25 protein-coding genes are annotated in these 23,261 nt (G+C 61.9%); 13 read left to right on the forward strand and 12 right to left on the reverse strand.

Features of this window, described 5'->3' with window-relative positions:
• Nucleotides 1–301 precede the first annotated feature (301 nt).
• The gene (locus tag H045_RS07255) at nucleotides 302–508 is read left to right on the forward strand and encodes a PLDc N-terminal domain-containing protein (protein ID WP_003239340.1); all 207 of its coding nucleotides are present in this window, start codon (nucleotides 302–304) and stop codon (nucleotides 506–508) included.
• A 60-nt stretch (nucleotides 509–568) separates the two neighbouring features.
• Here the strand turns inward: H045_RS07255 and H045_RS07260 are convergent, their stop codons facing one another.
• Both H045_RS07260 and H045_RS07265 read right to left on the reverse strand, forming a co-directional pair.
• Complete coding sequence (locus H045_RS07260; protein ID WP_003239342.1) at nucleotides 569–1,129, reverse strand: type 1 glutamine amidotransferase domain-containing protein; 561 nt, start codon at nucleotides 1,127–1,129, stop codon at nucleotides 569–571.
• Between the two features lie 31 nt (nucleotides 1,130–1,160).
• Nucleotides 1,161–1,664: a DUF4142 domain-containing protein gene (locus H045_RS07265; protein WP_015371889.1), complete on the reverse strand. Its 504-nt coding sequence runs from the start codon at nucleotides 1,662–1,664 to the stop codon at nucleotides 1,161–1,163.
• A 197-nt stretch (nucleotides 1,665–1,861) separates the two neighbouring features.
• Between H045_RS07265 and H045_RS07270 the strand changes: the two genes are divergently transcribed.
• Both H045_RS07270 and H045_RS07275 read left to right on the forward strand, forming a co-directional pair.
• The gene (locus H045_RS07270; RefSeq protein ID WP_015371890.1) at nucleotides 1,862–2,071 is read left to right on the forward strand and encodes a hypothetical protein; all 210 of its coding nucleotides are present in this window, start codon (nucleotides 1,862–1,864) and stop codon (nucleotides 2,069–2,071) included.
• Nucleotides 2,046–2,786: a DUF72 domain-containing protein gene (locus H045_RS07275; protein WP_081602880.1), complete on the forward strand. Its 741-nt coding sequence runs from the start codon at nucleotides 2,046–2,048 to the stop codon at nucleotides 2,784–2,786. The genes H045_RS07270 and H045_RS07275 overlap by 26 nt, the downstream gene beginning before the upstream one ends.
• A 177-nt stretch (nucleotides 2,787–2,963) precedes the next feature.
• Here H045_RS07275 and H045_RS07280 read toward each other — a convergent pair whose 3' ends face one another.
• On the reverse strand, nucleotides 2,964–3,890 hold the full coding sequence (locus H045_RS07280) for an alpha/beta hydrolase (protein ID WP_015371892.1): 927 nt from the start codon (nucleotides 3,888–3,890) through the stop codon (nucleotides 2,964–2,966).
• Between the two features lie 172 nt (nucleotides 3,891–4,062).
• Here H045_RS07280 and H045_RS07285 point away from each other — a divergent pair, with 172 nt between their 5' ends.
• Nucleotides 4,063–4,650 carry an NUDIX domain-containing protein gene (locus tag H045_RS07285; protein WP_003239351.1) on the forward strand — a complete coding sequence of 196 codons (588 nt, stop codon included), beginning with the start codon at nucleotides 4,063–4,065 and terminating at the stop codon, nucleotides 4,648–4,650.
• Between the two features lie 28 nt (nucleotides 4,651–4,678).
• On the opposite strand, the gene H045_RS07290 is transcribed toward H045_RS07285, so the two are convergent.
• On the reverse strand, nucleotides 4,679–5,722 hold the full coding sequence (locus H045_RS07290) for a LacI family DNA-binding transcriptional regulator (RefSeq protein ID WP_015371893.1): 1,044 nt from the start codon (nucleotides 5,720–5,722) through the stop codon (nucleotides 4,679–4,681).
• A gap of 158 nt (nucleotides 5,723–5,880) precedes the next feature.
• On the opposite strand from H045_RS07290, the gene H045_RS07295 reads away from it, so the two are divergent.
• Genes H045_RS07295 through H045_RS07310 form a run of 4 tightly spaced genes read left to right on the forward strand, consistent with a single transcriptional unit; the run spans nucleotide 5,881 to nucleotide 9,430 of the window.
• Nucleotides 5,881–6,972, forward strand: coding sequence for a fatty acid desaturase family protein (locus H045_RS07295; protein ID WP_015371894.1), 1,092 nt, complete (start codon nucleotides 5,881–5,883; stop codon nucleotides 6,970–6,972).
• A 31-nt stretch (nucleotides 6,973–7,003) separates the two neighbouring features.
• On the forward strand, nucleotides 7,004–7,324 hold the full coding sequence (locus tag H045_RS07300) for a MocE family 2Fe-2S type ferredoxin (protein WP_003239357.1): 321 nt from the start codon (nucleotides 7,004–7,006) through the stop codon (nucleotides 7,322–7,324).
• 2 nt (nucleotides 7,325–7,326) lie between these two features.
• On the forward strand, nucleotides 7,327–8,526 hold the full coding sequence (locus tag H045_RS07305) for an NAD(P)/FAD-dependent oxidoreductase (RefSeq protein WP_015371895.1): 1,200 nt from the start codon (nucleotides 7,327–7,329) through the stop codon (nucleotides 8,524–8,526).
• A gap of 1 nt (nucleotide 8,527) precedes the next feature.
• Nucleotides 8,528–9,430, forward strand: coding sequence for a sugar phosphate isomerase/epimerase family protein (locus H045_RS07310; protein ID WP_236277885.1), 903 nt, complete (start codon nucleotides 8,528–8,530; stop codon nucleotides 9,428–9,430).
• Here H045_RS07310 and H045_RS07315 read toward each other — a convergent pair.
• Nucleotides 9,350–10,222: an undecaprenyl-diphosphate phosphatase gene (locus H045_RS07315; protein WP_003239364.1), complete on the reverse strand. Its 873-nt coding sequence runs from the start codon at nucleotides 10,220–10,222 to the stop codon at nucleotides 9,350–9,352. The two genes, H045_RS07310 and H045_RS07315, sit on opposite strands and share 81 nt — an antisense overlap.
• Before the next feature lie 175 nt (nucleotides 10,223–10,397).
• Between H045_RS07315 and H045_RS07320 the strand changes: the two genes are divergently transcribed.
• Entirely contained in the window at nucleotides 10,398–10,901 is a 504-nt protein-coding gene (locus H045_RS07320) for a GNAT family N-acetyltransferase (protein ID WP_041931606.1), read from the forward strand.
• Here H045_RS07320 and H045_RS07325 read toward each other — a convergent pair.
• Nucleotides 10,879–11,823: a GlxA family transcriptional regulator gene (locus H045_RS07325; protein ID WP_003239369.1), complete on the reverse strand. Its 945-nt coding sequence runs from the start codon at nucleotides 11,821–11,823 to the stop codon at nucleotides 10,879–10,881. The two genes, H045_RS07320 and H045_RS07325, sit on opposite strands and share 23 nt — an antisense overlap.
• Before the next feature lie 172 nt (nucleotides 11,824–11,995).
• Between H045_RS07325 and H045_RS07330 the strand changes: the two genes are divergently transcribed.
• From H045_RS07330 to H045_RS07340, 3 genes are all read left to right on the forward strand, one after another.
• Nucleotides 11,996–12,625, forward strand: a complete 630-nt coding sequence (locus H045_RS07330; protein WP_015371898.1) for a TetR/AcrR family transcriptional regulator — start codon at nucleotides 11,996–11,998, stop codon at nucleotides 12,623–12,625.
• Nucleotides 12,622–13,299, forward strand: coding sequence for a type 1 glutamine amidotransferase domain-containing protein (locus tag H045_RS07335; protein ID WP_003239372.1), 678 nt, complete (start codon nucleotides 12,622–12,624; stop codon nucleotides 13,297–13,299). The genes H045_RS07330 and H045_RS07335 overlap by 4 nt, the downstream gene beginning before the upstream one ends.
• 76 nt (nucleotides 13,300–13,375) lie before the next feature.
• Nucleotides 13,376–14,500 (forward strand): alkene reductase, encoded by a 1,125-nt coding sequence (locus tag H045_RS07340; protein ID WP_015371899.1) that lies wholly within the window; start codon nucleotides 13,376–13,378, stop codon nucleotides 14,498–14,500.
• A gap of 584 nt (nucleotides 14,501–15,084) precedes the next feature.
• Here H045_RS07340 and H045_RS07345 read toward each other — a convergent pair.
• The 6 genes from H045_RS07345 to H045_RS07370 form a co-directional block, all read right to left on the reverse strand.
• Nucleotides 15,085–16,083 (reverse strand): NAD(P)H-quinone oxidoreductase, encoded by a 999-nt coding sequence (locus tag H045_RS07345; RefSeq protein ID WP_015371900.1) that lies wholly within the window; start codon nucleotides 16,081–16,083, stop codon nucleotides 15,085–15,087.
• A 163-nt stretch (nucleotides 16,084–16,246) separates the two neighbouring features.
• Entirely contained in the window at nucleotides 16,247–17,065 is an 819-nt protein-coding gene (locus tag H045_RS07350) for an alpha/beta fold hydrolase (protein ID WP_015371901.1), read from the reverse strand.
• Between the two features lie 105 nt (nucleotides 17,066–17,170).
• Nucleotides 17,171–17,887 (reverse strand): phosphatidylcholine synthase, encoded by a 717-nt coding sequence (gene pcsA, locus H045_RS07355; RefSeq protein ID WP_003239175.1) that lies wholly within the window; start codon nucleotides 17,885–17,887, stop codon nucleotides 17,171–17,173.
• Between the two features lie 147 nt (nucleotides 17,888–18,034).
• Nucleotides 18,035–18,955, reverse strand: coding sequence for a class I SAM-dependent methyltransferase (locus H045_RS07360; RefSeq protein ID WP_015371902.1), 921 nt, complete (start codon nucleotides 18,953–18,955; stop codon nucleotides 18,035–18,037).
• Nucleotides 18,956–19,018: 63 nt separating this feature from the next.
• Nucleotides 19,019–19,507 carry a DUF1289 domain-containing protein gene (locus H045_RS07365; protein ID WP_003239171.1) on the reverse strand — a complete coding sequence of 163 codons (489 nt, stop codon included), beginning with the start codon at nucleotides 19,505–19,507 and terminating at the stop codon, nucleotides 19,019–19,021.
• A gap of 84 nt (nucleotides 19,508–19,591) precedes the next feature.
• Nucleotides 19,592–20,842 (reverse strand): ribonucleotide-diphosphate reductase subunit beta, encoded by a 1,251-nt coding sequence (locus H045_RS07370; RefSeq protein WP_015371903.1) that lies wholly within the window; start codon nucleotides 20,840–20,842, stop codon nucleotides 19,592–19,594.
• 304 nt (nucleotides 20,843–21,146) lie between these two features.
• Here H045_RS07370 and H045_RS07375 point away from each other — a divergent pair, with 304 nt between their 5' ends.
• Nucleotides 21,147–23,243: a putative bifunctional diguanylate cyclase/phosphodiesterase gene (locus H045_RS07375; RefSeq protein WP_003236589.1), complete on the forward strand. Its 2,097-nt coding sequence runs from the start codon at nucleotides 21,147–21,149 to the stop codon at nucleotides 23,241–23,243.
• Nucleotides 23,244–23,261 lie beyond the last annotated feature (18 nt).

Consider the following 23,261-nt stretch of genomic DNA (forward strand, 5'->3'; position numbering starts at 1 on the left):
TCGAACCTCACGGATAACGTTCGGGCGCGTCGAAGTGCGCGCCTCGTCCGTAGGTAGGTTGCATCAGCCGTACCACCTTGTTAAAAAAATAAAACCTATATAAATCAATAAACTATTTAGCCGTCGAAACGGCGCGGTCGTGCACCTTGCATGGTTGCATGTTGAGGGGATTGCACAACGCCTGCACGGTTAGCGCCTTGTGCACATGCCGCGCACGCAGGCGTAAACGCCGTGCGCAAGAATTCAATGGAACCCTTGAGCGTTCTGCTTGACCTAATGCATAGACCTCAGGAGGTGAACCATGCAATTGGAATATATCTGGATCATATTGGCGGTGATTCTGCTGCTTGCAGAGTTATGGGCAATCAATGTGGTGCTGCGCAGCACCGGCGGCTGGGAGACGAAAGGGCTGTGGCTGATCATCCTGATCTTTGTGCCGCTGCTCGGGCTGATCGCATGGGCCATGTTCGGTCCCAAGCGCGAGATGGCAGATCAGCGAAAAAGTTGAAGTGCAGAGGATTGAATAAAACAGGCGCCGAAAGGCGCCTGTTTTCGTTCCTGCGGGCAGTCAGCCGGCGAGCGCCTTGGCAATTGCCTCGTTGAACGCCGGCAGGTCATCCGGCGTGCGCGAGGTGATCAAGGTCCAGCCATTGGCTTTGCATTCCTTGACCTCGGCGTCGACCCAGCCGGCAGCGCCGGCGTTTTCCAGGTCGATGCGTACGCTCTTGTACGAGGTCAAGGTTTTGCCTTCGATCACGCCGGCATCGATCAAGGTCCATGGACCGTGACAGATCGCCGCAATGGTCTTGCCGGCCTTGGCGAAGTCGTTGATCAGGCGCAGCGCTGCTGCATCCTGGCGCAGGGTGTCGGCGTTGACGGTGCCACCGGGTATGACCAGCGCGTCGAAGTCGCCGCTGACCACATCCGACAGTTGCACATCGGACTCCACGGTCTGGTCCTTCTCGGTGTCGCCGACAAAGGTCTGCGTGGTGCCTCCCTTGCTGGAGCCGTGAGTGACGGTGGCGCCGTAACCGCGCAGGGCCTGCAGCGGCTTGAGCAGTTCGTCACGTTCAATGCCGGTGTTGGAGGTGATGACAAGGATCTTCTTGCCGCTGAGTTGCGCACTCATGATCAGGTGTCTCCTTGAGTCGGGTTATGGATTAGTGGGCGTGCTTGGCTTGCAGCTCCTTGGCCATTTTCAGGTGAGCTTCAAGGGTCGGCAGGGTCTTGGTGGCGAAGGCTTTCAGCTCGGCGTTGTCCGAAGAGGCGGCTTCTTTCTTGAACAGTTCGACGGTTTTTTCATGGGCGAGCACCTGGTTGTTGGCGTAGGCCTTGTCGAACGATTCATCGCGCATTTCCAGGATGGCTTTCTTGGCCTTGTCGGTCAGGGCCGCGTCATCCGGTACCTCGATGTCGAGCTTTTTCGCCAGGGCCATCAATTCCTGATTGGCCTTGGTGTGGTCGGTGACCATGTGCTGGGCAAAGGTTTTCACGTCAGCCGAGCTGCTTTTTTCCAGGGCCAGTTTGCCGGCCTCGACTTCGGTGATGCCGCCTTCGGCAGCATTGTCCACAAAGTTGTTTGATGTGGCGGCCATTGCGGAGGATATCGAGCCTGCGACCAGCACGAAGGTCAGGCCCATTTGTTTCATCAGCAGAGTAGTCATGGTGGATCTCCTTGAGTGTGGTGTGATGCCGTTACCTGTTTGTTGAACCGGCACCAGGGCAAAAGGTTTAAATTTTTTTTACACCCGTTTTCCCAGCGGTCAGCTTTGGCAATTTTCTTGAACCATCGAATGTCGAAGGGCTCTGCTGCATATGCACCCGCCGATTTGGCGGCCTTCAACTGCCAGGAAATCTCACCATGACCGACCACACCACCGCCGATAAAACCCCGGAACCGATCAGTTCTGAAGACGCGCAAAACGGCACGGCCGGCCCGGCCAAGGGGCGAACTCTGGAGCGTCCGAACGCCAAGACCGAAACCGTTGACAAAGTGCTGACGCCTACCGAGATCAAGAACCTGGAACGCCAGACCGACGCGATCGATGAACAGCTCGCCAAGCGTCACTGATGAGATGGCACCGCTGTTCGTAGGCTGTGCAGGTTGGAGTTTGCCCCGTGAACACTGGCCTGCGTTTTCCGAGGAGGGCAGCCACTTGCAGCGCTATGCATCGCGTTTCAATGCAGTGGAGATCAACAGTTCGTTTTATCGACCGCACCTGCCCAAAACCTATGAGCGCTGGGCGCAATCGGTGCCGTCGGCGTTTCGCTTTTCGGTGAAGGTGCCCAGGCGCATCACCCATGAGTTGCGCTTGCGGCACTGTGAAGCGGCGCTCGATGAGTTCCTCGCGCAATGCCTGCACCTGGGCGAGAGGCTCGGCTGCCTGCTGGTGCAGCTCCCGCCGTCGCTAAACCATGAGCCCGACGTGGCTGGCGCTTTTTTTGAGGCGCTGCGCCAGCGTTTTGCTGGCGATGTGGTGCTGGAGCCGCGTCATGCCAGTTGGGTGACGGCCGGGGCGTTGTTGCAGGCGTACCGGATCGGCTGGGTGACCGCTGACCCGGTAGTCATCGATGCTGGCGACGCCTGGCAGGGCGTGCGCTATTGGCGCCTGCATGGCTCGCCCCAGATCTATCACAGTGCCTATGGCCCCGAGCGGGCTGCGCTCCATGCGCAAGCGTTGCGCCAATCCACGGCCTCCGGCGTGCCCACCTGGTGCATCTTCGACAACACCGCCAGCGGCCATGCGGTGGCCGATGGACTCTGTCTGCTGGAAAAAAAACCGTAAAAATATGAAAAGAGTTGTCCACGAAAACCGTGGGTATCTCTGTGGATAACTTTGCGAAGGCCCGGCAGGCTTTGCGATTTAAGCCCAGGTCATTATTTGATCAACTTCAGGCGCGGGCCAACATGGGCAGGGTTGACGCTTGACACGCATGCGCGAAGCCAGTGCCGAAAAGCGCAGTCATGAGTCGCCGCCGCGTCCTGTGGACGGTGTGACCACCTGTGTCGGCATCTCGGTTTGCATCAGGGTATCGAGGGCCTGGCGATAATTGCGTCCGGCCAGGCTCAGGCTATTGTTGTGGCTGGCACCGGGTACCAGCAACAGCCGCTTGGGCTCGCGCGCGGCTTCGAACAGCTGCTCGCTGAAACGCGGTGGCACATAGCGGTCATCCAGGCCATGCACCACCAGCAGGGGCATGTGAATGTCGGCAATCTTGTCGATCGAATCGAATTTCTGCGACAGCAACCAGCGCACCGGCAACGAGGTATCGGCCACGGCCGTGGCGACATCCGCCAGCGAGGTGAAGGTGGATTCGATCACCAGACCACGCACGGGCAACGGGGTTTGTTGGCCCAGCTGCGCCGCCAGGTCGATGGCCACCGCGCCGCCCAGAGAATGCCCGTAGATCAGCCGCTTGCCGGGGTCCGGTTGCAGCACCTTGAAGCGCTCCCAGGCAATGCGCGCGTCTTCGTAGACGCTGGTTTCCGAGGGCAGGTCGCCCTGGCTCTGGCCGAAGCCGCGATAGTCGATGGCCAGCACCGAGTAACCCAGGGCGTGCAGTTGCTCGATGCGAAACAGCTGGCCGGTCAGGTTCCAGCGCACGCCGTGCAGGTAGAGGATCGCCGGTGCGTCCTGGCGGTCCGCCGGATACCACCAGCCATGGATGTTCTGCCCCGCTTTGAAAGTGGCGGGCTTGAGCTCGAATTCCTGCACGGTTTTGGGTAAACCGCTGTACCAGCCGGCTGTGCCCGGTTCGATGCGGAACACCAACTCGCGCTCCTTGTGTTGCAGCATCGCGCACCCCACTGGCAGGCCGACGATCAGCAACGCCATGCACAACAGGGGAAACCAGCGCAGGCCCAGACGAGACAATAAACGTGGAGGCATGAACGTTCCTGAAAAGAGGTGAAGCACGGGTTTTACCAGATGGCCTGTTATGGCAGGGATTAATGCGACGGCCGTAGCGACATGTTGCTTGCAGGGTATTGCAAGCTGCTTCAGCTTGACGCTGGCAAGACAGCCGCGACATGCTCCACCTCCCACGCACAGAGGCCCGACCATGGACAACAGCCCCGTACGGATCACCGCCGAAGAAACCCTCTCGGACAATTGGTATGTGCTGAAAAAATACACCTTCGACCTGCGCCGCCAGGACGGCAGCTGGCAGGCCCAGACCCGTGAAGTGTACGACCGCGGCAATGGCGCGACCATCCTGCTGTACAACCGAGAGCAGCGCAGCGTGCTGCTGGTGCGCCAGTTCCGCATGCCCACCTTCGTCAACGACTACCCGGGTTTCCTGATCGAAGCCGCCGCCGGTTTGCTCGACAACGCCAGCCCTGAAGAGCGCATTCGTCTGGAAGCCGAAGAAGAGACCGGCTACCGCGTCGGCCATGTGGAAAAGATCTACGCGGCGTTCATGAGCCCGGGCTCGGTGACCGAGCGCATTCACTTTTTCCTTGGCCAATATCAGCCGGCCGATCAAGTCGGCGCGGGCGGCGGCCTTGAAGAAGAGGGCGAAGACATCGAGGTGCTGGAGCTGGGCTTCGAGCAGGCGCTGGCGATGGTGCACAGCGGTGAGATTGTCGACGGCAAGACCATCATGCTGTTGCAGCATCTGGAACTGCGCATGTTGAAGGAAGGCTGGTAAACCGCTGCCACGAAGGTGTCCGCCTGTTTCAGATGTTCTCGCAGGTAACGATTTGCAGCGGTATGTGCACGCGATGCTGCAACGGGTCGAACCCTTCGGCACTCTGCAATTGCACCATCAACTGCACCAGCGCGGTGGCGGTCTGGCGGGGCTGGGAGTCCATCACCACATCGATCAAACCCTGGCCCAGCGCCTGGCGTAACAGCGCGGTGGACTCCTGCAGGATGCAACACAGCGCCGGGCGCCTGGGCAGTTGGGCCAGGGCGCTGATTACACCGTCGCCGCCGCCGCCCACCACGCACAGGCCGCGCAGGTCGGTGTGGCGGCTGAGGAGGTCGAGGGTGGCTTCTTCGGTGATGTCGCAGTTGTCGAGGTTGATCAGCGGTTCCAGAGGTTTAAGCCCCGGCGCATGTTCGTCGAGATAACTGTGCAAGCCTTCGACACGGGCCTGATGGCCGAGAAAACGGTGGCCGCCCAGCACGATCCCGACGCTGCCTTTACGTGCCCCGCAGGTGCGCGCGAGCAGCCAGCCCATGGTGCGCCCGACCACATGATTGTCCTGGCCCACATAGGGCTCCAGCGCCTGCTCATGGATGTCCGACAGCAGCGCGACCACCGGCACGCCGGCTTCGCGAATCTGCGCCAGACAGGCGTTGATCAACGGGTGGGCGAAGCTGACCACTGCCAGCCCGTCGCACTGCACGGCCAATTGCTCGATCTGCGTGACGATGGCGCTCGGTGTGCGGTCGTTGATGTAGTCGAACTGGCACGTCAGGTTGGCTGCGGCATGCTGCGCGGCGGCTTCCCTGATCGATTCGGCCAGGTGTGCATAGAACGCCTGCGCGGTGCCCAGCAGCAGGATGCCGAAACGGAATGTGGGGCGGCGTTCGCGAATACGCTGGCCGATCAGCCGGGCGGCAAAATAGCCCACGGCCTCGGCAGCCTGGAACACCTGTTCGGCGGTTTGTGGATTGACCGGCGCGCGGGCGTTGAGCACCCGGTCAACCGTGGCCACGCTCAATCCGGCCTGGGCGGCAACGGTGGCAATGGTCGGACGTTTAGTGGTGTGCATGGCGAGCCCCTTTAGCGCCTTGATAGAAAACTATCAAGCAGCGCCTGGCCTGGATGATAGCTTGATAGGGAATGGATTCAAGGCCTTGAGGCTGATTTGGCGGCGCTCTATGGTGATTTCGCAAAGCCCCTGTAACCCGCTTGCGGAGAACAATAACAATGCCTGAACACACCGCCCATAAAACCCGTCGCGATTACGGCCTCACTGGCCCCGAAGCCGCCCGCGCCTTCGACAAAGGCCTGGTCTCGGCCAATTGGTACCAGTCGCCCATCGCGCGCAAACGCATGAAAGAACTGATGCAGCGCCGCGATGGCCCCGCCCTGCTCGACACAACCCTCTGGTTCGCCACGTTGTTCGCCACCGGCTTTGGCGGCTACTGGTTCTGGGGCACCTGGGCATGCGTGCCATTCTTCCTCGCCTATGGCGTGCTCTACGGTACTGCCTCCAACCCGCGCTGGCACGAAACCGGCCACGGTACCGCCTTCAAGACCCGCTGGATGAACGACACGCTGTACCAGTTGGCGAGCTTCATGTGCATTTTCGAACCCCATGTATGGCGTTGGAGCCATGCGCGTCACCACACCGACACCATCGTGGTCGGCCGCGACCCGGAGATCGTCGAACCGCGTCCGCCAAGCCTGTGGATGATGGCCCTCAGCATGTTCAACCTGCCCCTCGCGTGGAAAACCTTCAGCGGCGTTGCGCGCCATGCCATCGGGCGCATGAGTGCCCAGGAACAGGACTTTATCCCTGAATCCGAATGGCCCAAAGTGTTCCGCGCCGCACGCATCTGGGTGGTTGTTTATGCGCTGATCATCGGCGTCGCGATGACCCTGCACAGCTGGCTGCCGTTGATGCTGGTGGGTTTGCCGAGTCTCTACGGCGCCTGGCTCGGCTACCTGTTCGGCCTTACCCAGCACGTGGGCCTGGCCGAAGACGTGCTCGACCACCGCAGCAACTGCCGCACCATCTACATGAACCGCGTGCTGCGCTTTATCTACATGAACATGAACTACCACCTCGAACACCACATGTATCCGATGGTGCCTTACCACGCCCTTGCGCAACTGCATGACGAAATCCGCAGCGACTGCCCGCCGCCCTACGCAAGCCTGCGGGATGCCTACAGGGAGATCATCCCGACAATTCTCAGGCAGCGCCGCGACCCGAGCTACTTCGTCCAGCGCCCGATTCGCGCACAGGTGCAACCGGCCGCCGCTGCGATGCACGCAGAGACTGCTGCCGGCTGATCATTCCCCCCTTGAAACAAGAGAAAACGCCATGAACGATCAATGGATCGACGTCTGCGCCGTGGGCGAAATTGACGAGGAAGACGTGCTGCGCTTCGATCACGGGGTGAACACCTACGCGGTGTTCCGTTCCGCCGATAACGAGTTTTTTGCCACCGCAGGCCTCTGCACCCACGAAAAAATCCACCTCGCCGATGGCCTGGTGATGGACCACGTCATCGAATGCCCCAAACACAATGGGCGCTTTGATTACCGCTCCGGCAAGGCCCTCGGCGCGCCGGTGTGCGTCAATCTCAAAACCTACCCGGTGCGTGTGGAGGCGGGCCGGGTATTGCTCGCCGTTGCGCTGTGACGATGAACGCGCCCCTTGTTATTGTCGGCGCGGGGCACGCCGGAGGCCGTGCGGCGCTTACCCTGCGTGAGGAAGGCTACAGCGGCCGGGTGATGCTGATCGGCGATGAGCCGCACCTGCCCTATGAGCGCCCGCCGCTGTCCAAGGGCCTGCTGCAAGGCGCGACGGACCTGACGAGTTGCAGCCTGTGCGACGGCGCGCGGCTGGCCGAGCTTGGCATCGAGCATGTCGCGGGCAACCCGGTAAGCCGCCTGGAGCCTGCACACAACCGCCTGCAACTCGCCGACGGCCAATGGCTGGCCTATTCAGGCCTGCTGTTGGCCACCGGCGGTCGGGCGCGGCGCTTGCCCCAGCATCTGCCGCACATGCTGTACCTGCGCACCCATGATGACGCAATGGCGTTGCGCGCGGCCTTGCGCCCCGGCACGCGGCTGGTGGTTATCGGCGGCGGGTTTATCGGCCTGGAAGTGGCGGCGACGGCGCGCAGCATGGGCTGTGAAGTGACGGTGCTCGAAGCCGGGTCGCGACTGGCGGGCCGGGTGCTGCCGCCGATCATCAGCGAGGCGCTGTTGGCGCTGCACCGTGATCACGGCGTGGATGTGCGCTTGAACGTGACGCTGGAATCCATCCACGCCGACGCCGTGCAACTGGTGGGCGGGCAGGTACTGTCCTGTGACCTGGTGGTGGTGGGTATCGGCATGCAACCCAATCTCGAACTGGCCGCAGCGGCCGGGCTGGACGTGGGGCAGGGCATTCGCGTGGACGCGCAACTGCGCACCAGCGTGGCGAATATCTTTGCTGCGGGCGACGTGTGTGAGTTCCAGCTGGGCGGCGTCTACCAGCGCCAGGAAACCTGGCGCAACGCCGAGGCTCAGGGGCGGCATGCGGCGTTGAGTCTGCTGGGACGCGAGTTACCGTTCGATGCCCTGCCGGGCTTCTGGTCCGATCAATTCGATTGGGGCTTGCTCACCGTGGGTGCGATGACCGCGCAAATGGTCACGCGTTATCTGCCCACCGGCGGCGTTTTGCTGTTCTACCTGCACGGCGATGGCCACCTGCAAGGTGCCTGCGGCTGGGCGCCGGGCAACAGCGTGGCCAGGGACATCAAGCTGTGCGAACGGCTGATCGCGGCGCGCATCCCGCTGACGGCGGCGAACCTGTCCGATCCGCAGCAATCCCTCAAACACCTGCTGCGGAGCTGACATGCGCCAATTTCTGGTGTTCCAATCCCTGTGGGCAATGCAAACCGAACCCGGTTCGCTCGACGCGCAACTGGACCGAATTGCCGCCGCCGGTTTTGATGGCGTCACCGACCACTACTACAACGCCGCCGACGTCGCCCGTTTACACGCCGCCACCGCTGCGCGCGGTTTGCAGATCGAAGGCCAGCTGTTTCCGCAGAATGTGGACGACCTGGCGGCCGCGCTGGATGTGATCGGCCGCCATGGCTGTCATCACCTCACCCTGCAAGCCGATGTGCGACCGCGCACCCAGGCCGAGGCGGGCCGGCTGATCGAAGGCTGGCAACGCCTGGCCGAACAGGCGGACTTTCCGATCCTGCTGGAAACCCATCGTTATCGCCTCACCAATGACCTGATGTTTACCCTCGACCTGCTGGCGCAAATGCCGGATTTGAAACTGCTGGCCGACCTGTCCCACTACGTGGTCGGGCGCGAATTGCCTGAGCCTGGGGTTGCCGAAGACGACGAACAGATCCACACGATCCTGCGTCACAGCTGGGGCTTTCATGGCCGTGTGGCGAGCAGCGAGCAGGTGCAGGTGTCGCTGGAGTTTCCCCGGCACCAAGCCTGGGTCGAGCGCTTTAGCGGCTGGTGGCGCTACGGCATTGAAGACTGGCTTGCTCGGCCCGACACGCCGCAGAGCCTGTCTTTCACCTGCGAGCTCGGCCCGCCGCCGTATGCGATTACCGGCGCGGATGGCCGCGAGATCAGTGACCGCTGGGCCGAGGCATTAAAACTGAAAAGCCTGGTGCAGGCGCTCTGGAAGACCTGTTGCACAAGCTCGTCAGCTCAAAAGGCCGGTGCTGACGGCAACGATCAAAAAGACGCCCAGCAGCGCCCGGTAGACCACAAATGGCCAGGTTGAAAAGCGCTCCAGAAACTTCATCAGCCCCCAGATCGCAAAAAACGCCGAAATGCTCGCCACCACCAGCCCGAACAGCAGATGCGTCCAGGCATGCGCGGGCAGGTCGGCGTGCAGCAACACCCACAGCTCTTTCAGCCCGGCCAGGGCGATGGCGGGCAGGCCCAGCAGGAAGGAGAAACGCGCCGCTTCCTCGCGCTTGAAGTTGAGAAACAGCGCCGCCGTCAACGTGGAGCCCGAGCGCGATACCCCAGGGATCAACGCACCAATCTGTGCGACCCCCACGATCAGCGCATCACGCAGACGCATCTGGCTGACGTCACGGGTATGCCGGGCGCGCACCTCGGCCACCGCCATCAATACCGCCATCACCACGCAGGAAATACCGATCACCATCAACCCGCGCATCGGCGAGTTGCAGGCATTCAGGGTTGACGACAGCACCAGCCCGGCAATGCAGATCGGGAGGGTGGCCAGCACAATTGCCACCGCCAGCTTGAACCAGCGGTCGTTGTAGTCGCCCCGGCGCACCGCGTCGATGCTGCCGGTGGTGACCTGGCGCACATCGCGCCAGAAATAACTGACCACGGCCGCCAGCGCCGCCAGTTGCATGGCCGCCGAAAACGCCGAGCCCGGATCTTGCCAGCCGAGCAGGGCGGGAACCACGCGCATGTGGGCGGTGGACGACACCGGCAGCAGCTCGGTGATGCCCTGAATCACGCCCAGGAAGAAAATCTGCAGGTAATCCAGGGAGGCAAAGCCGACATCCAGGCCGGCGGTACAGACGTTGGTCACGAGGCATGTCCTTGAGAAGCGAGAATCGGCGAAGTTTATTCCAAATGTTTCAGGGTGGTGGCCGGGGCCCTCGCTATCTGCATTCCGTTCAGCCAATAGAAAGGATTCACTCGCCATTGGCTTGAGGCGACGTTTTGTGAACAATGGCGCCCTGCGTTATTTCACTGAGAGCCCCATGCCTGAAACCACCGTCGAATTGATCCAGACCGGCCCCGAAGATGCCGAGCTGATCCGCAATCTGTACCAGTACTACGCTTACGAGTCCTCGGACTGGGAACAAGAAGATGTCGAAGCGGACGGCCGCTTCTATATCCATGACGAACACCTGTCGCGCTACTGGCAAGACCCGCAATGGAGCGCCAACCTGCTGCTGGTGGATGGCTGCATCGCCGGGTTCATGTTGATCGAAGGCAGCGAGCTGGGCATGGATGCCCTGGAGCTGGCCGACCTGTTTATCCTCAAGCGCTACCGCCGCCGAGGCATCGGCCGTGCCATCGCCACCCAGGTGCTGTGCAGTGGCGAAGCCAACTGGCTGGTGCGTTTTTATGACCAGGATGAAGTGTCACAGGCGTTCTGGCGCACGGTGCTCGATTACCTGCCGCGCCCTGTGCAGACCCTTGAGCTGGACGATGACCCGCAGCTGGTGACGTACCTGATTACGCGGGCGGCGCTGCATTGAACGCCTGCTGCATCGCTTGAGGCGGTTGCCCGAACGCCCGTAGAAACGCCTGGCGCATGCGCTCGCGGTCGCCGAATCCAGTTTCGCGAGCGACCACCTCAACCGGGTGCCGGCTGGTTTCCATCATCGCCCGCGCGGCTTCCACCCGCAGCGATTCGATGGCCTTGGCCGGCGTCTGCCCGGTTTCTTCGCGAAACACCCGGCTGAACTGGCGCGGGCTGAGCCGGGCGACTTCGGCCAGAGCGTCTACTGACAGGTCATGGGTGAGGTTCTCGCGGGCGTAGGCCAGGGCCAGTTGCACGCGGTCGGATTTGGGGTCCAGCTCCAGCAGGGCCGACAACTGCGACTGCTCGCTGCCCCGGCGCTGGGCGATTACCAGCTTGCGCGCGATGCGCCGGGCGAGGTCGCTGCCCAGATCGTTCTCCACCATGGCCAGGGCCAGGTCGACCCCGGCGCTCATGCCGGCGCCGGTCCACACCTGGCCGTCCACCACAAACAGTTTGTCTTCTTCCAGGCGGATGTGCGGATAGCGCTTGCGAAACGCTGGCGCGTGAATCCAGTGGGTCGTGGTGCGCTTGCCCTCCAGCAGCCCGGCCTCGGCCAGCACGAAGATGCCCATGCACAGAGACGCAACGCGGCGTGACTGTGCGGAGGCCGCCTTGACCAGTTCCAGCAGGTTCGCTTCCGGCAGGCGAAACTCCAGGTAGCCGCTGACGATCAACGTGTCATAACCCTGTGGCCGAAGGGGCGAGGTGTTCACCGAAAAGCCCTGGGACGTCATCACCGCGCCGCCGCTTTCCGACACCAGATGAAACTCATAGGCCGGCTCGCCGCGCAGCAGGTTTGCGCACTCGAACACCGAGCCCAGGCTAAGGCTCAGGGACTGGAAGTTCGGGTAAACCATCAGCGCAACGCTGTGCATCGTTATTCTCCAAGGGGCACGGGGAGGGCGATTGTCGGCGGGCGTCGCAGAAACGGCAACCGACTTCGAGCCATGGCCGAAATCCTTGCGGATCTGACATTGTGGGGTTCAGCCACGCTCCCTACCATGGCTCCACGAACTAGACGACTGGTCTAATCGGTGGGAGGCAAGCATGAGCAACGACACCAGAAGTGCCCGGCAAGTGATTCTCGACAGTGCGCAGCCGCTGATCGGCGCCAAGGGGTTTTCCGCGGTGGGCCTGAACGAAATACTGCAAACCGCTGGGGTGCCCAAAGGTTCGTTTTATCACTACTTCAGCTCCAAGGACGCGTTTGGCGTGGTGTTGCTCGACACCTACTTCGACAACTACGTGCATGGCATGCAGCAGTTGTTCAGCCAGCCCGAACTGTCCCGGCACAACACGTTGATGCGCTATTGGCAGGCCTGGATCGACAACCAGACCGGCTGCACCGATTCCGGCAAATGCCTGGCCGTCAAACTGGGTGCCGAGGTGTCAGATCTTTCGGAGCCGATGCGATTGGCCCTGCAAAGCGGCACCTCGCGCACCATCGAAGTACTCGCCGAGGCGATACGCGGCGGGGTCGAGGACGGTTCGCTGGCTATCGAGCAATCCCCCGAAGGCCTTGCCCGGCGCTTGTATGCGCTGTGGCTGGGAACCAGCGTCATGAGCAAGATCACCCGTACCGCTGCGCCGTTCACCGAGGCGCTGTCGCTGACTCAACAGTTGTTGGGCAGCCCCGTATACCCTGACATCCACATCGATCGAGGCACTGGAAAATGAAAGTATTAATGGTACTCACCTCTCACGACCAGCTTGGCGACACCGGCCGCAAGACCGGCTTCTGGCTCGAAGAGTTTGCAGCCCCGTATTACGTGTTCAAGGACGCCGGCGTCGAGGTGGTGCTGGCATCGCCGGCCGGCGGCCAGCCGCCGCTGGACCCGGTCAGTGATCAGCCGGATGCCCAGACCGAACAGACCCGCCGTTTCGCCGCCGACCCGGCCGCGCAACAGGCCCTGGCCAACACCGTGAAGCTGGACACGCTCAACGCTGACCATTTCGACACCGTGTTCTACCCAGGTGGCCACGGACCGCTGTGGGATCTGGCCGAGTCGCCCACTTCTATTGCGCTGATCGAAGCGTTCGAGCGTGCCGGCAAGCCGATCGGTTTCGTTTGCCACGCCCCGGGCGCCCTGCGTCACGTCAAGGCGGTCAATGGTGAGCCGTTGATCAAGGGTCGCCGTGTCACCGGGTTCTCCAACTCCGAGGAAGCGGCAGTGCAACTGACCGACGTGGTGCCATTCCTGGTCGAGGATGAGTTCAAGAAACTGGGCGGCAAGTACGAGAAGGGCGCTGACTGGCAGTCCTTCGTGATTGTCGACGGCCTGCTGGTCACCGGGCAGAACCCCGGCAGTTCGAGCGAAGTGGCCCAGGCCCTGCTTAACCTCACCGCTTAACCCATCCACCGTTTTATCGCTGGCGACTCGCACGAGTCGCCAACGCTTTCGTTCGTCCCGAATTTGGAATATCGCAATGACTGCCACTGTTTTAAACACCCCGGTAAAACTGGGCCATCACCTCTTGAACAACCGCGTGGTATTGCCGCCGCTGACCCGTCAGCGCAGCGCCCAGCCGGGTGATATCGCCACTGACTTGATGGCCGAGTATTACCGTCAGCGCGCCACCGCCGGTTTCATGGTCAGCGAAGGCACGCAGATCGAACCCCGTGGCCAGGGTTATGCCTGGACGCCGGGTATCTACAGCCCCGCGCAAATCGAAGGATGGCGCAAGGTCACCAACGCCGTGCACGCCGAGGGCGGAGTGATCTTTGCCCAGTTATGGCATGTCGGTCGGGTCTCTCACAATGCGTTGCAGCCTGACGGCGCGGCCCCGGTGGCGCCTTCGGCGATTCAGGCGGAGCAGGCCAAGGCGTTTATCGCTACCGGCCCGGGTACTGGCGATCTGGTGCAGCCTCCGGTGCCGCGCGCGTTGAACCTGCTCGAGATCGACGAGTTGGTCGGGCAGTACGCCCAGGCCGCGCGCAATGCCCTGGATGCAGGGTTCGATGGGGTGGAGATTCACTCGGCCAACGGTTATCTGGTCAACCAGTTCATTTCGGCGCATTCCAATCAGCGTGACGACCAGTACGGCGGCTCGTTGGACAATCGTCTGCGTTTCCTGCGCGAAGTGGTCGAGGCGGTGAGCCAGGTAGTCGGCCCCGAGCGCCTGGGCGTGCGTTTTTCACCGCTGTTCAGCGGCACCGATCAGGACCGTGTCTACATCGGCCTGGTCGAAGAAGACCCGCACCACACCTATATCGAAGCGATCAGGGTGCTGGAGCAGTCAGGTATCGCCTACGTGTCCATCGCCGAAGCCGACTGGGACAACGCCCCAGACCTGCCTGACAGCTTCCGCCAGGCCGTGCGCAGCACCTTCAGCGGCCGCATCATCTACGCAGGCCGCTACACTGCCGAGCGCGGCGCGCGGCTGATCGAAGCGGGGCTGGCGGACCTGATTGCCTTCGGCCGGCCATTCATCGCCAACCCGGACCTGCCGCAGCGACTGTTCAACGGCTGGCCGTTGAACCCGCTGCGGGCCGAAGGGATGTATGGCGGTTCTGAACTGGGCTATGTGGATTATCCGACGTACGCCGAGTAGGGCAATTCACTGCGCTGTGATCCATTCCAGATAATCACACGCCCTGTGGCGAGTGGGCTTGCCGCAATGCCGTTCAGTTAAGCGCAGATTCCCTGTGGCGAGCAGGCTTGTCCTGCGTTGGGCTGCGCAGCAGCCCCAAAACCAGGCGCTGAGCCGTATCAGGTAAACCGCGTTTTGCTGGATTGGGGGCGCTTCGCACCCCAACGCGGGGCAAGCCCGCTCGCCACAGGTGGATCGCTGTACTGGTTTAAACCACCCGCAGCACAATCTTGCCGATGTGGTCGCCGCCTTCCATGCGGGCATGGGCCTGGTCGGCCTGGGTGTGTACGCCGAGTAGGGCAATTCACTGCGCTGTGATCCATTCCAGATAATCACACGCCCTGTGGCGAGTGGGCTTGCCGCAATGCCGTTCAGTTAAGCGCAGATTCCCTGTGGCGAGCAGGCTTGTCCTGCGTTGGGCTGCGCAGCAGCCCCAAAACCAGGCGCTGAGCCGTATCAGGTACACCGCGTTTTGCTGGATTGGGGGCGCTTCGCACCCCAACGCGGGGCAAGCCCGCTCGCCACGAGGGCATCGCTTTACTGGTTTAAACCACCCGCAGCACGATTTTGCCGATGTGGTCGCCGCCTTCCATGCGTGCATGGGCCTGGTCGGCCTGGGTGTAGTCGAACACCTGGTCGATGATCGGCAGGCAGCGTCCTTCCGCCAGGACCGGCCAGACGTACTCGCGCAATTGGTCGGCAATGGCGGCTTTTTCTTCGGCGGTGCGTGCCCGCAGCAGCGAGCCGGTGATCACTGCGCGCTTGCTGAGGATGGTCAGCAGGTCGACGTCGTTGGCCTTGCCGCCGCCGAGGAACCCCAGCATCACCAGGTGACCATCCATGCCCAGGGCCTTCAGATTGTTGTTGAGATAAGAGGCGCCCATGATGTCGAGAATCACGTCCACGCCCTGATTATCGGTGTGCGTGGCGATCACGTCGGCAAAGTCCTGCTCGCGGTAATTGATCGGTTCGGCCCCCAGCTTGGCAATCGCCGCGCACTTGTCGGCGCTGCCGGCGGTGGCGAAGGCCTGGATGCCGAACTCGCGGCACAGCATCAGCGCGGTAGTGCCGATGCCGCTGGTGCCGCCATGGATCAGCACGCGCTCGCCGGTGTGGGCATTGCCCAGGCCGAACAGGTTGGCCCAGACGGTAAAGAAGGTTTCCGGTACCGCAGCGGCCTGAATCCAGTCCATGCCCTCGGGGATCGGCAGCGCCTGGCCGGCCGGCACGGTGCAGAACTGCGCGTAACCGCCACCGTTGGTGAGCGCGCAGACCCGGTCGCCGAGGCTGTATTGGGTGACACCGTCGCCCAGTGCGACCACTTCACCGGCCACTTCCAAGCCTGGGATCGGGCTCATGCCGGGTTTCATCGGGTATTTGCCGGCGCGTTGCAGGGCGTCGGGGCGGTTGACGCCGGCGGCGTGCACGCGAATCAGGATGTCACCGGGGCCAGGTGTCGGCACGGCTTCCTGGCGTGGCTTGAGTACTTCAGGGCCGCCGAATTCGGTGATTTCAATCAGGGTCATCGTTTGGGGCAGTGTCATGGAGGGATACCTGTTGCAGTGAGCGTGTGTACTGGGACCGCAGCTTGCGGCGGTTGATTCCAACCATTGTCCAGCAACGGGCCGCGTGCGTCAGCCAGGGATCGGCATGCCACTGTGGGAGAGGGGCTCCCGCAGTGGCTGTTCGCTGCGTGCAAACGGTTGATCAGCGTTGCAGAAACGCCAGCAGGTCTTCATTGAGCTGCTGGGTATGGGTCGCTGCAAACCCGTGGGGCGCGTCTTTATACACTTTGAGCTGCGCGCCCTTGATCATCTGCGCCGCCACCTTGCCGGTGGTCTCGAACGGCACGATCTGGTCGCCGTCGCCATGGATCACCAGCGTCGGTACATCGATGGTCGCCATGTCCGGGCGGAAGTCGGTCTGCGAGAACGCAGTCACGCAGTCCACGGTGGACTTGAGCGACGCCAGCAGGGCGATCTGCAGGGTTTGCGTCAGCACGCCCGCGGACACCTCCTGGCCCTGGTTGATGCCGAAGAACGCAGCGTTGAAGTCACTGATAAATTGCGCACGGTCCTTCAACAGGCCGGCCTTGATGCCGTCGAACACTTCAGCCGGCACGCCTTGCGGATAATCCGGCTGTTGGCCGAAGATCGGCGTCACCGCACCCAGCAGCACCAGGCCCGCGACTCGCGCGTTGCCATGGCGTGCGATGTAGCGCGCCACGTCGCCGCCACCCATGGAAAAGCCGACCAGGGTCACGTCGGCAAGGTCCAGGTGCTCGATCAGCTGGGCGATATCGTCGGCGAAGGTGTCGTAGTCATTGCCGGTCCATGGCTGGTCGGAGCGGCCGAAGCCGCGACGGTCGAAGGCAATGGTGCGGTAGCCTCGACTGCTGAGGTACTCCATCTGGTATTCCCACATGTCGGCATCCAGTGGCCAGCCGTGGCTGAACAACACGGGCTTGCCGCTGCCCCAGTCCTTGAAGTAGATCCGGGTGCCGTCTTTGGCAACGAATGTGCTCATCTGAAACTCCCTTGTGCTTTAAAGCGCGAGTGAAAAAACCGCATCACTATTGCGTTAAATCAGACACCGGGCTTGTACGGGCGTGCTTCGTTGCTCAACAACGGCTCAGCGCCGTGCTTCGAGCCACTCAAGCCCCGTGCGCCACACGCAGATCCCGAGGAAGTACGCTGACATCAACGACCACAGCCCGAACGTCCACGGGTTGGTGTTGGGATGATCTACCACCATGAGGAAGCTGCACAGCAGCCAGATGGTGGTGACCGCGATGTTGATCGGCATAAAGCGTTTCACGCGGAACGGGTGCAGGAATTTCATCGGGGTGACGGTCAGCAGGGCCAGGCCGATCACGGTCGTCAAGGTCACCCAGGCGTCCGGCTGGATGATGTAGACGCACAAAGCCACCACGTTCCAGGCGGCCGGGAAGCCGACGAAGTAGTTGTCCTTGCTCTTCATGTTGACGTTGCAGAAGCAGAACAGCGACGACACCAGAATCACCGATACGGTGAACAGGTGGGTGAATTCCGGCAGGTCGATGTAGCGATAGATAAACAGCGCCGGAATGAACACGTAGGTCAGGTAGTCGATCACCAGGTCCAGCACCGAGCCGTCAAAGCTGGGCAACACCGTGCTGACGTTGAGCTTTCGCGCCAGCGAGCCGTCGACGCCGTCCACCACCAGCGCCAGACCCAGCCACAGCAGGCAGGCCTTGGGCGAGTTTTCCAGGAGCGCCAGGGTGGCCAGGAAGGCCAGGACCACGCCGGTGGCGGTAAAGCCATGGGCGCCCCAGGCTTTTAGTCTGGCTACATGCAGGGTCGAGATCACGGGCGTTTCTCCAAAGGTGGAACGGGGCAGCCGACGACGTGACGCCGTCGAGTCTGGCCGGGGAATGCAGTATCGACCGGGGAGGAGGGGATAAGGTTCACCGCCCCGCTGTACCGCTTAGGTTAGCAAGCGTAGGACTTTTCGGCATCAGCCTTGGCGAAACACCAGGGCCTTCAAGCCACTTTGAGGGTCGATATCGGGGAATTCCGGCGGGTTTTCCAGGCGTTCCACAAAGCGCAGGCCCGGTGCTTCGCGGGTGACGCCGTCGATCAGGAAGTCTTCGCCAAAGGCCGGATCGTTCATGCAGGCCAGTACCGTGCCCTGCGCCGTGAGCAGATCCGGCAGGCGACGCAGTACGCGCTGGTAGTCCTTGGTCAGCAGGAAGCTGCCTTTCTGGAAGGACGGCGGGTCGATGATCACCAGATCGTACGGGCCGCTGTGGGTGACCTTGGCCCAGGACTTGAACAAGTCGTGGCCCAGAAAGGTGACCTTGCCCAGGTCGTGACTGTTCAGGCGATGGTTGTCGCGGCCCCGGCTCAAGGCGCCACGGGCCATGTCCAGGTTGACCACATGGGCCGCGCCGCCCTCGATGGCCGCCACCGAAAACCCGCAAGTGTAGGCAAACAGGTTGAGCACGCGCTGGCCCCTGGCCTGGTCGCGCACCCAGTTGCGTCCGTAGCGCATGTCGAGGAACAGGCCGCTGTTCTGCTTTTTACCCAGGTCGATCAGGTAGCGCAGGCCACCTTCGGTGATGGTCAGCTCGTCGATGGGGTCGCCCAGCAGCCATTCGGTGGTGCTTTGCGGCAGGTAGCGGTGTTGCAGGGCGACGGCGCGCACGCCGCAGGTGGCCCAGTCGATCTGCAACAGCTGCTGCTTCAAGGCGTCCAACTGCTCGGTCTGCTTGAACAGCGCCACCAGCACCACGCCTTGCAGCCAGTCCACCGTCAATTGCTCCAGGCCCGGCCAGCAGCGGCCACGGCCGTGGAACAGGCGCCGGGTTTCAGTGGGCGCGTCGGCCAGGGCAGTGAGCAAATGGGCATGCAGGGTGGCGAGTGCGTCTGAGGTCATCGGTGAGCGTCGGTGTTTGAGCGGGCGGCATTTTAAACACAATGACGAAGGGTGTGGGGCGGTTCAGGCGCTGACGATCAGCGTTGGCCCGAATGCGTCCTGCACAAACGCTGGCGCGATGTAACGCTCGTAATGAGCCTCTGACAGCAGGAAAAACTCGCGGTCAATGGCGTCGCGCAGGTCGCTGAGGCTGCGCTCGCGGAACTCCGGCAACAACGCCAGCCCATAGGCGTCGAGCCGGGAAATCACCCGCGCACCGCGAGCAATCAACTGGTAGGCCCAGCAATACGGCGACTGGTGTGGCACATAGCGGATCTTGCGGTCTTCCAGCTGCTGGCGCAGGCGCTGGGGGTCGAACACTTCAAGTTTGCTGGTCATCACCTGCACCAGCAATTGCTCAAGGCGCAGCCACACCGCCTGTTTTTCATCGGCGTTGTAGCCATTCCATTGGATGACTTCGTGGTGATAGCGCTTGCAGCCCCGGCAGACCAAGTCACCGTAAACGGTGGAACAGAGGCCTACGCACGGGGTTTTGATGGTTTGATTGGGCATAAAAGGGTGTACACACGTTTAAAGAACACAGGCTCATGTGGGAGGCAGCATACCCTTCCCACATTTTTTCAGCGCTATGTTGATTCAGTCCCAGCTCAACGCACCGCCGGTCTGGTACTCGATCACGCGGGTCTCGAAGAAGTTTTTCTCTTTCTTCAAATCCATGATTTCGCTCATCCACGGGAACGGGTTGGTGGTGCCTGGATACTCTTCCTTCAACCCAATCTGCGACAGACGGCGGTTAGCGATGAACTTGAGGTAATCCTCCATCATTGCCGCATTCATGCCGAGAACGCCGCGCGGCATGGTGTCACGCGCATATTCGATCTCAAGTTGAGTGCCCTGGAGAATCATCTGGGTCGCTTCTTCTTTCATCTCGGCATCCCACAAGTGCGGGTTTTCGATTTTGATCTGGTTGATCACGTCGATACCGAAGTTCAGGTGCATCGACTCATCGCGCAGGATGTACTGGAACTGCTCGGCCACGCCGGTCATTTTGTTGCGGCGGCCCATGGACAGGATCTGGGTGAAGCCGCAATAAAAGAAGATGCCTTCCAGTACGCAGTAATAGGCGACGAGGTTGCGCAGCAGCTCTTTGTCGGTCTCGACGGTGCCGGTTTCGAACTTCGGATCGGAGATCGAGCGGGTGTACTTCAAACCCCAGGCGGCCTTTTTGGCGACCGATGGGATCTCGTGGTACATGTTGAAGATCTCGCCTTCATCCATGGCCAGGGATTCGATGCAGTACTGGTAGGCGTGGGTGTGGATCGCTTCTTCGAAGGCCTGGCGCAGGATGTACTGGCGGCATTCCGGGTTGGTGATCAGGCGGTACACGGCCAGCACCAGGTTGTTGGCGACCAGCGAATCGGCGGTGGAGAAGAAGCCCAGGTTGCGCATGACGATGCGGCGTTCGTCGTCGGTGAGGCCTTCGGGGGTCTTCCACAGGGCGATGTCGGCGGTCATGTTGACCTCTTGCGGCATCCAGTGGTTGGCGCAGCCGTCGAGGTACTTTTGCCAGGCCCAGTCGTATTTGAAAGGCACGAGTTGGTTGAGGTCGGCGCGGCAGTTGATCATGCGCTTTTCGTCGACGGCCACGCGGGCGGCTGAGCCTTCGAGTTCGGCGAGGCCTTCGGCGACGTCGAGTTTATCGAGGGCGGCCTTGGCGCGGATGATCGCCGCAGAGTCGCTGGCGGTCACGTTGCGCGCTTCAAGGGCAGCCGCGGCGCCGGCGCCGTCGAGGCGGTCCATGTTGGCTTCGCTGGCGTGGCCGGCGTTGGCGCCTCTGACAACGGCCTCGCCGGTGTCCTCGTTGTCGACTTCATCCCAACTCAGCATTGAAATATTCCTTCCTGTTCGCTTGAAATACTGCACAGAGTGTGTTCGAGAAATGCCGACGCTTCACACTATGTAGTGGTCTGGCCTGTTAGTGGGCACACTATATGGTGTGTAACACTGCTGGTCAATGAGAGGTGAGGATTGAAAACTGGGGGAGCGCGGATCAGATGAAGCCGCAAGTGACGTGAAAAAACCAATAGTGGCGATTTGATAATTAATCGCCTGTTCAAGAATTATTCTCGCTACAATCCGCCGCTTTGCCACTTGGTACGGACGTGTCAAACCCGTGCCTGCGAGAAGTCTGATGCTGATCAGTAGTTATTCACCCGCCCTTGTAGCCATTTCTCTGTGTGTCGCCATTCTTGCGTCCTACACCGCGCTGGACCTGACGGGGCGGATCGCCACAGCCAAGGGGCGCACCGTCTATCTATGGATTGCCGGTGGTGCGTTGGCGATGGGGGTGGGCGTGTGGTCGATGCATTTTATCGGCATGCTGGCCTTGCGCCTGCCGTTTGCCCTGGGCTTCGATGCAGGTATTACCGCGCTGTCACTGTTGATCGCCGTGCTGTCCAGCGGTTTCGCGTTATGGCTGGTCAGTCAGCCACGCCTGCCCGTCTGGCAATTGGCATTTGGCGCGCTGATCATGGGCGCCGGCATTAGCTGCATGCACTACACCGGCATGGCTGCCATGCGCATGACACCCGGCATTGATTATGACCCTGCATTGTTTGGCGCCTCGCTGTTGATCGCCGTGGCAGCGTCCGGCGCGGCGCTGTGGATTGCGTTCAACCTGCGGCGCAATACGCCTTATGTGCGACTGGCACGAGGAGGGGCGGCCATGGTGATGGGCGTCGCCATCGTTGGCATGCACTACACGGGAATGGCCGCCGCACGGTTTGCCGACGACAGTTTCTGCGGCGCCGCCTTGAATGGCCTGAGCGGCAGGGGCCTGGACAATCTGGTGCTGGTCACGTCGCTGGCGGTGCTGATCATTGCGTTGCTCACCTCGCTGCTCGACGCCCGTCTGCAGGCGCGTACCGCCGCACTCGCCCATTCCCTGACCCTGGCCAACCAGGAGCTGACCCACCTGGCCCTGCACGACATGCTCACCGGCCTGCCCAACCGCACCTTGCTCGCCGACCGCATTACGCAGGCGATGCAGGCGGTAAGGGAGCAGGGCGGATGCTTTGCGCTGATGTTCATTGACCTGGACGGTTTCAAGCCGGTCAACGATGCGTTCGGCCATCATCTGGGCGACCTGCTGCTGCGCGAGGTCGGCCAGCGCCTGCGCGAGGACCTGCGCAGTCAGGACACCCTGGCGCGCATCGGCGGCGATGAATTCGTGCTGCTGGTGCAACTGACGCAGCCGCAAGACGCGCTGGGGTTGGCCGAGCGCCAGGTGGTATTGATCAACCAGGCGTTCCAGGTGGCCGAGCATGACCTGAAAATTTCCGCCAGCGTCGGCATCGCCCTGTTCCCGGGCAACGGCAGTACCCCTCAGGAACTGTTGATGAACGCCGACGCTGCCATGTACCACGCCAAGGGCCTGGGCAAGAACGGCTACAGTTTTTTTGAGGCGTCGATGAACACCAATGCGCGCAAGCAACTGCAGCTGTTGCAGGACCTGCGCAATGCCCTGGAACTTGACCAGTTGCAGTTGTATTACCAGCCCAAGTTCGATGCGGTCAGTGGCATGCCAGTCGGCGCCGAGGCGCTGCTGCGCTGGGAGCACCCGCAACAGGGCTTGTTGCTGCCCACCAGCTTTATCGAGCTGGCGGAAAAGACCGGTTTGATCATCCCGATCGGCGATTGGGTGCTCAATGAAGCGTGCCGCCAGATGAGCGCGTGGTACGCAGAGGGCTACGAAGACTGGCGCATCGCGGTCAATCTGTCGGCGTTGCAGTTTGGTCATGCCGGGCTGGTCAAGAGCGTCGCCGCCGCGCTGGCGCGCCATCGGTTGCCGGCCAACAGCCTGACCCTGGAAATCACCGAGACCACGGCCATGAGCGACGCCGACGCGAGCATGACGGTCTTGCAGCAGCTCTCGCAGATGGGCGTCGACTTGTCCATCGACGATTTCGGTACTGGCTATTCGAGCCTGATGTACCTCAAGCGCTTGCCGGCCAACGAGCTGAAAATCGACCGCGGTTTCGTGCGTGACCTGGAGCACGACAGCGACGACGCGGCCATTGTGTCTGCCATCGTTGCGCTGGGCCAGGCGCTGGGTTTGCGGATTGTCGCCGAAGGCGTGGAGACCGATGCCCAGCAGCATTTTCTCACGCGCCTGGGCTGCAATGCCCTGCAAGGCTACCTGCTCGGCCACCCCTTGCCGGCTACAGATTTCATGGCCGATATCCAGCGTGCGCAGGCGTTGGTCATGCCTGACAAATGCCGGGCGTGACGGTTACTCTTGGATCCA

This window comes from Pseudomonas poae RE*1-1-14, from assembly GCF_000336465.1.
Lineage (GTDB): Bacteria > Pseudomonadota > Gammaproteobacteria > Pseudomonadales > Pseudomonadaceae > Aquipseudomonas > Aquipseudomonas poae.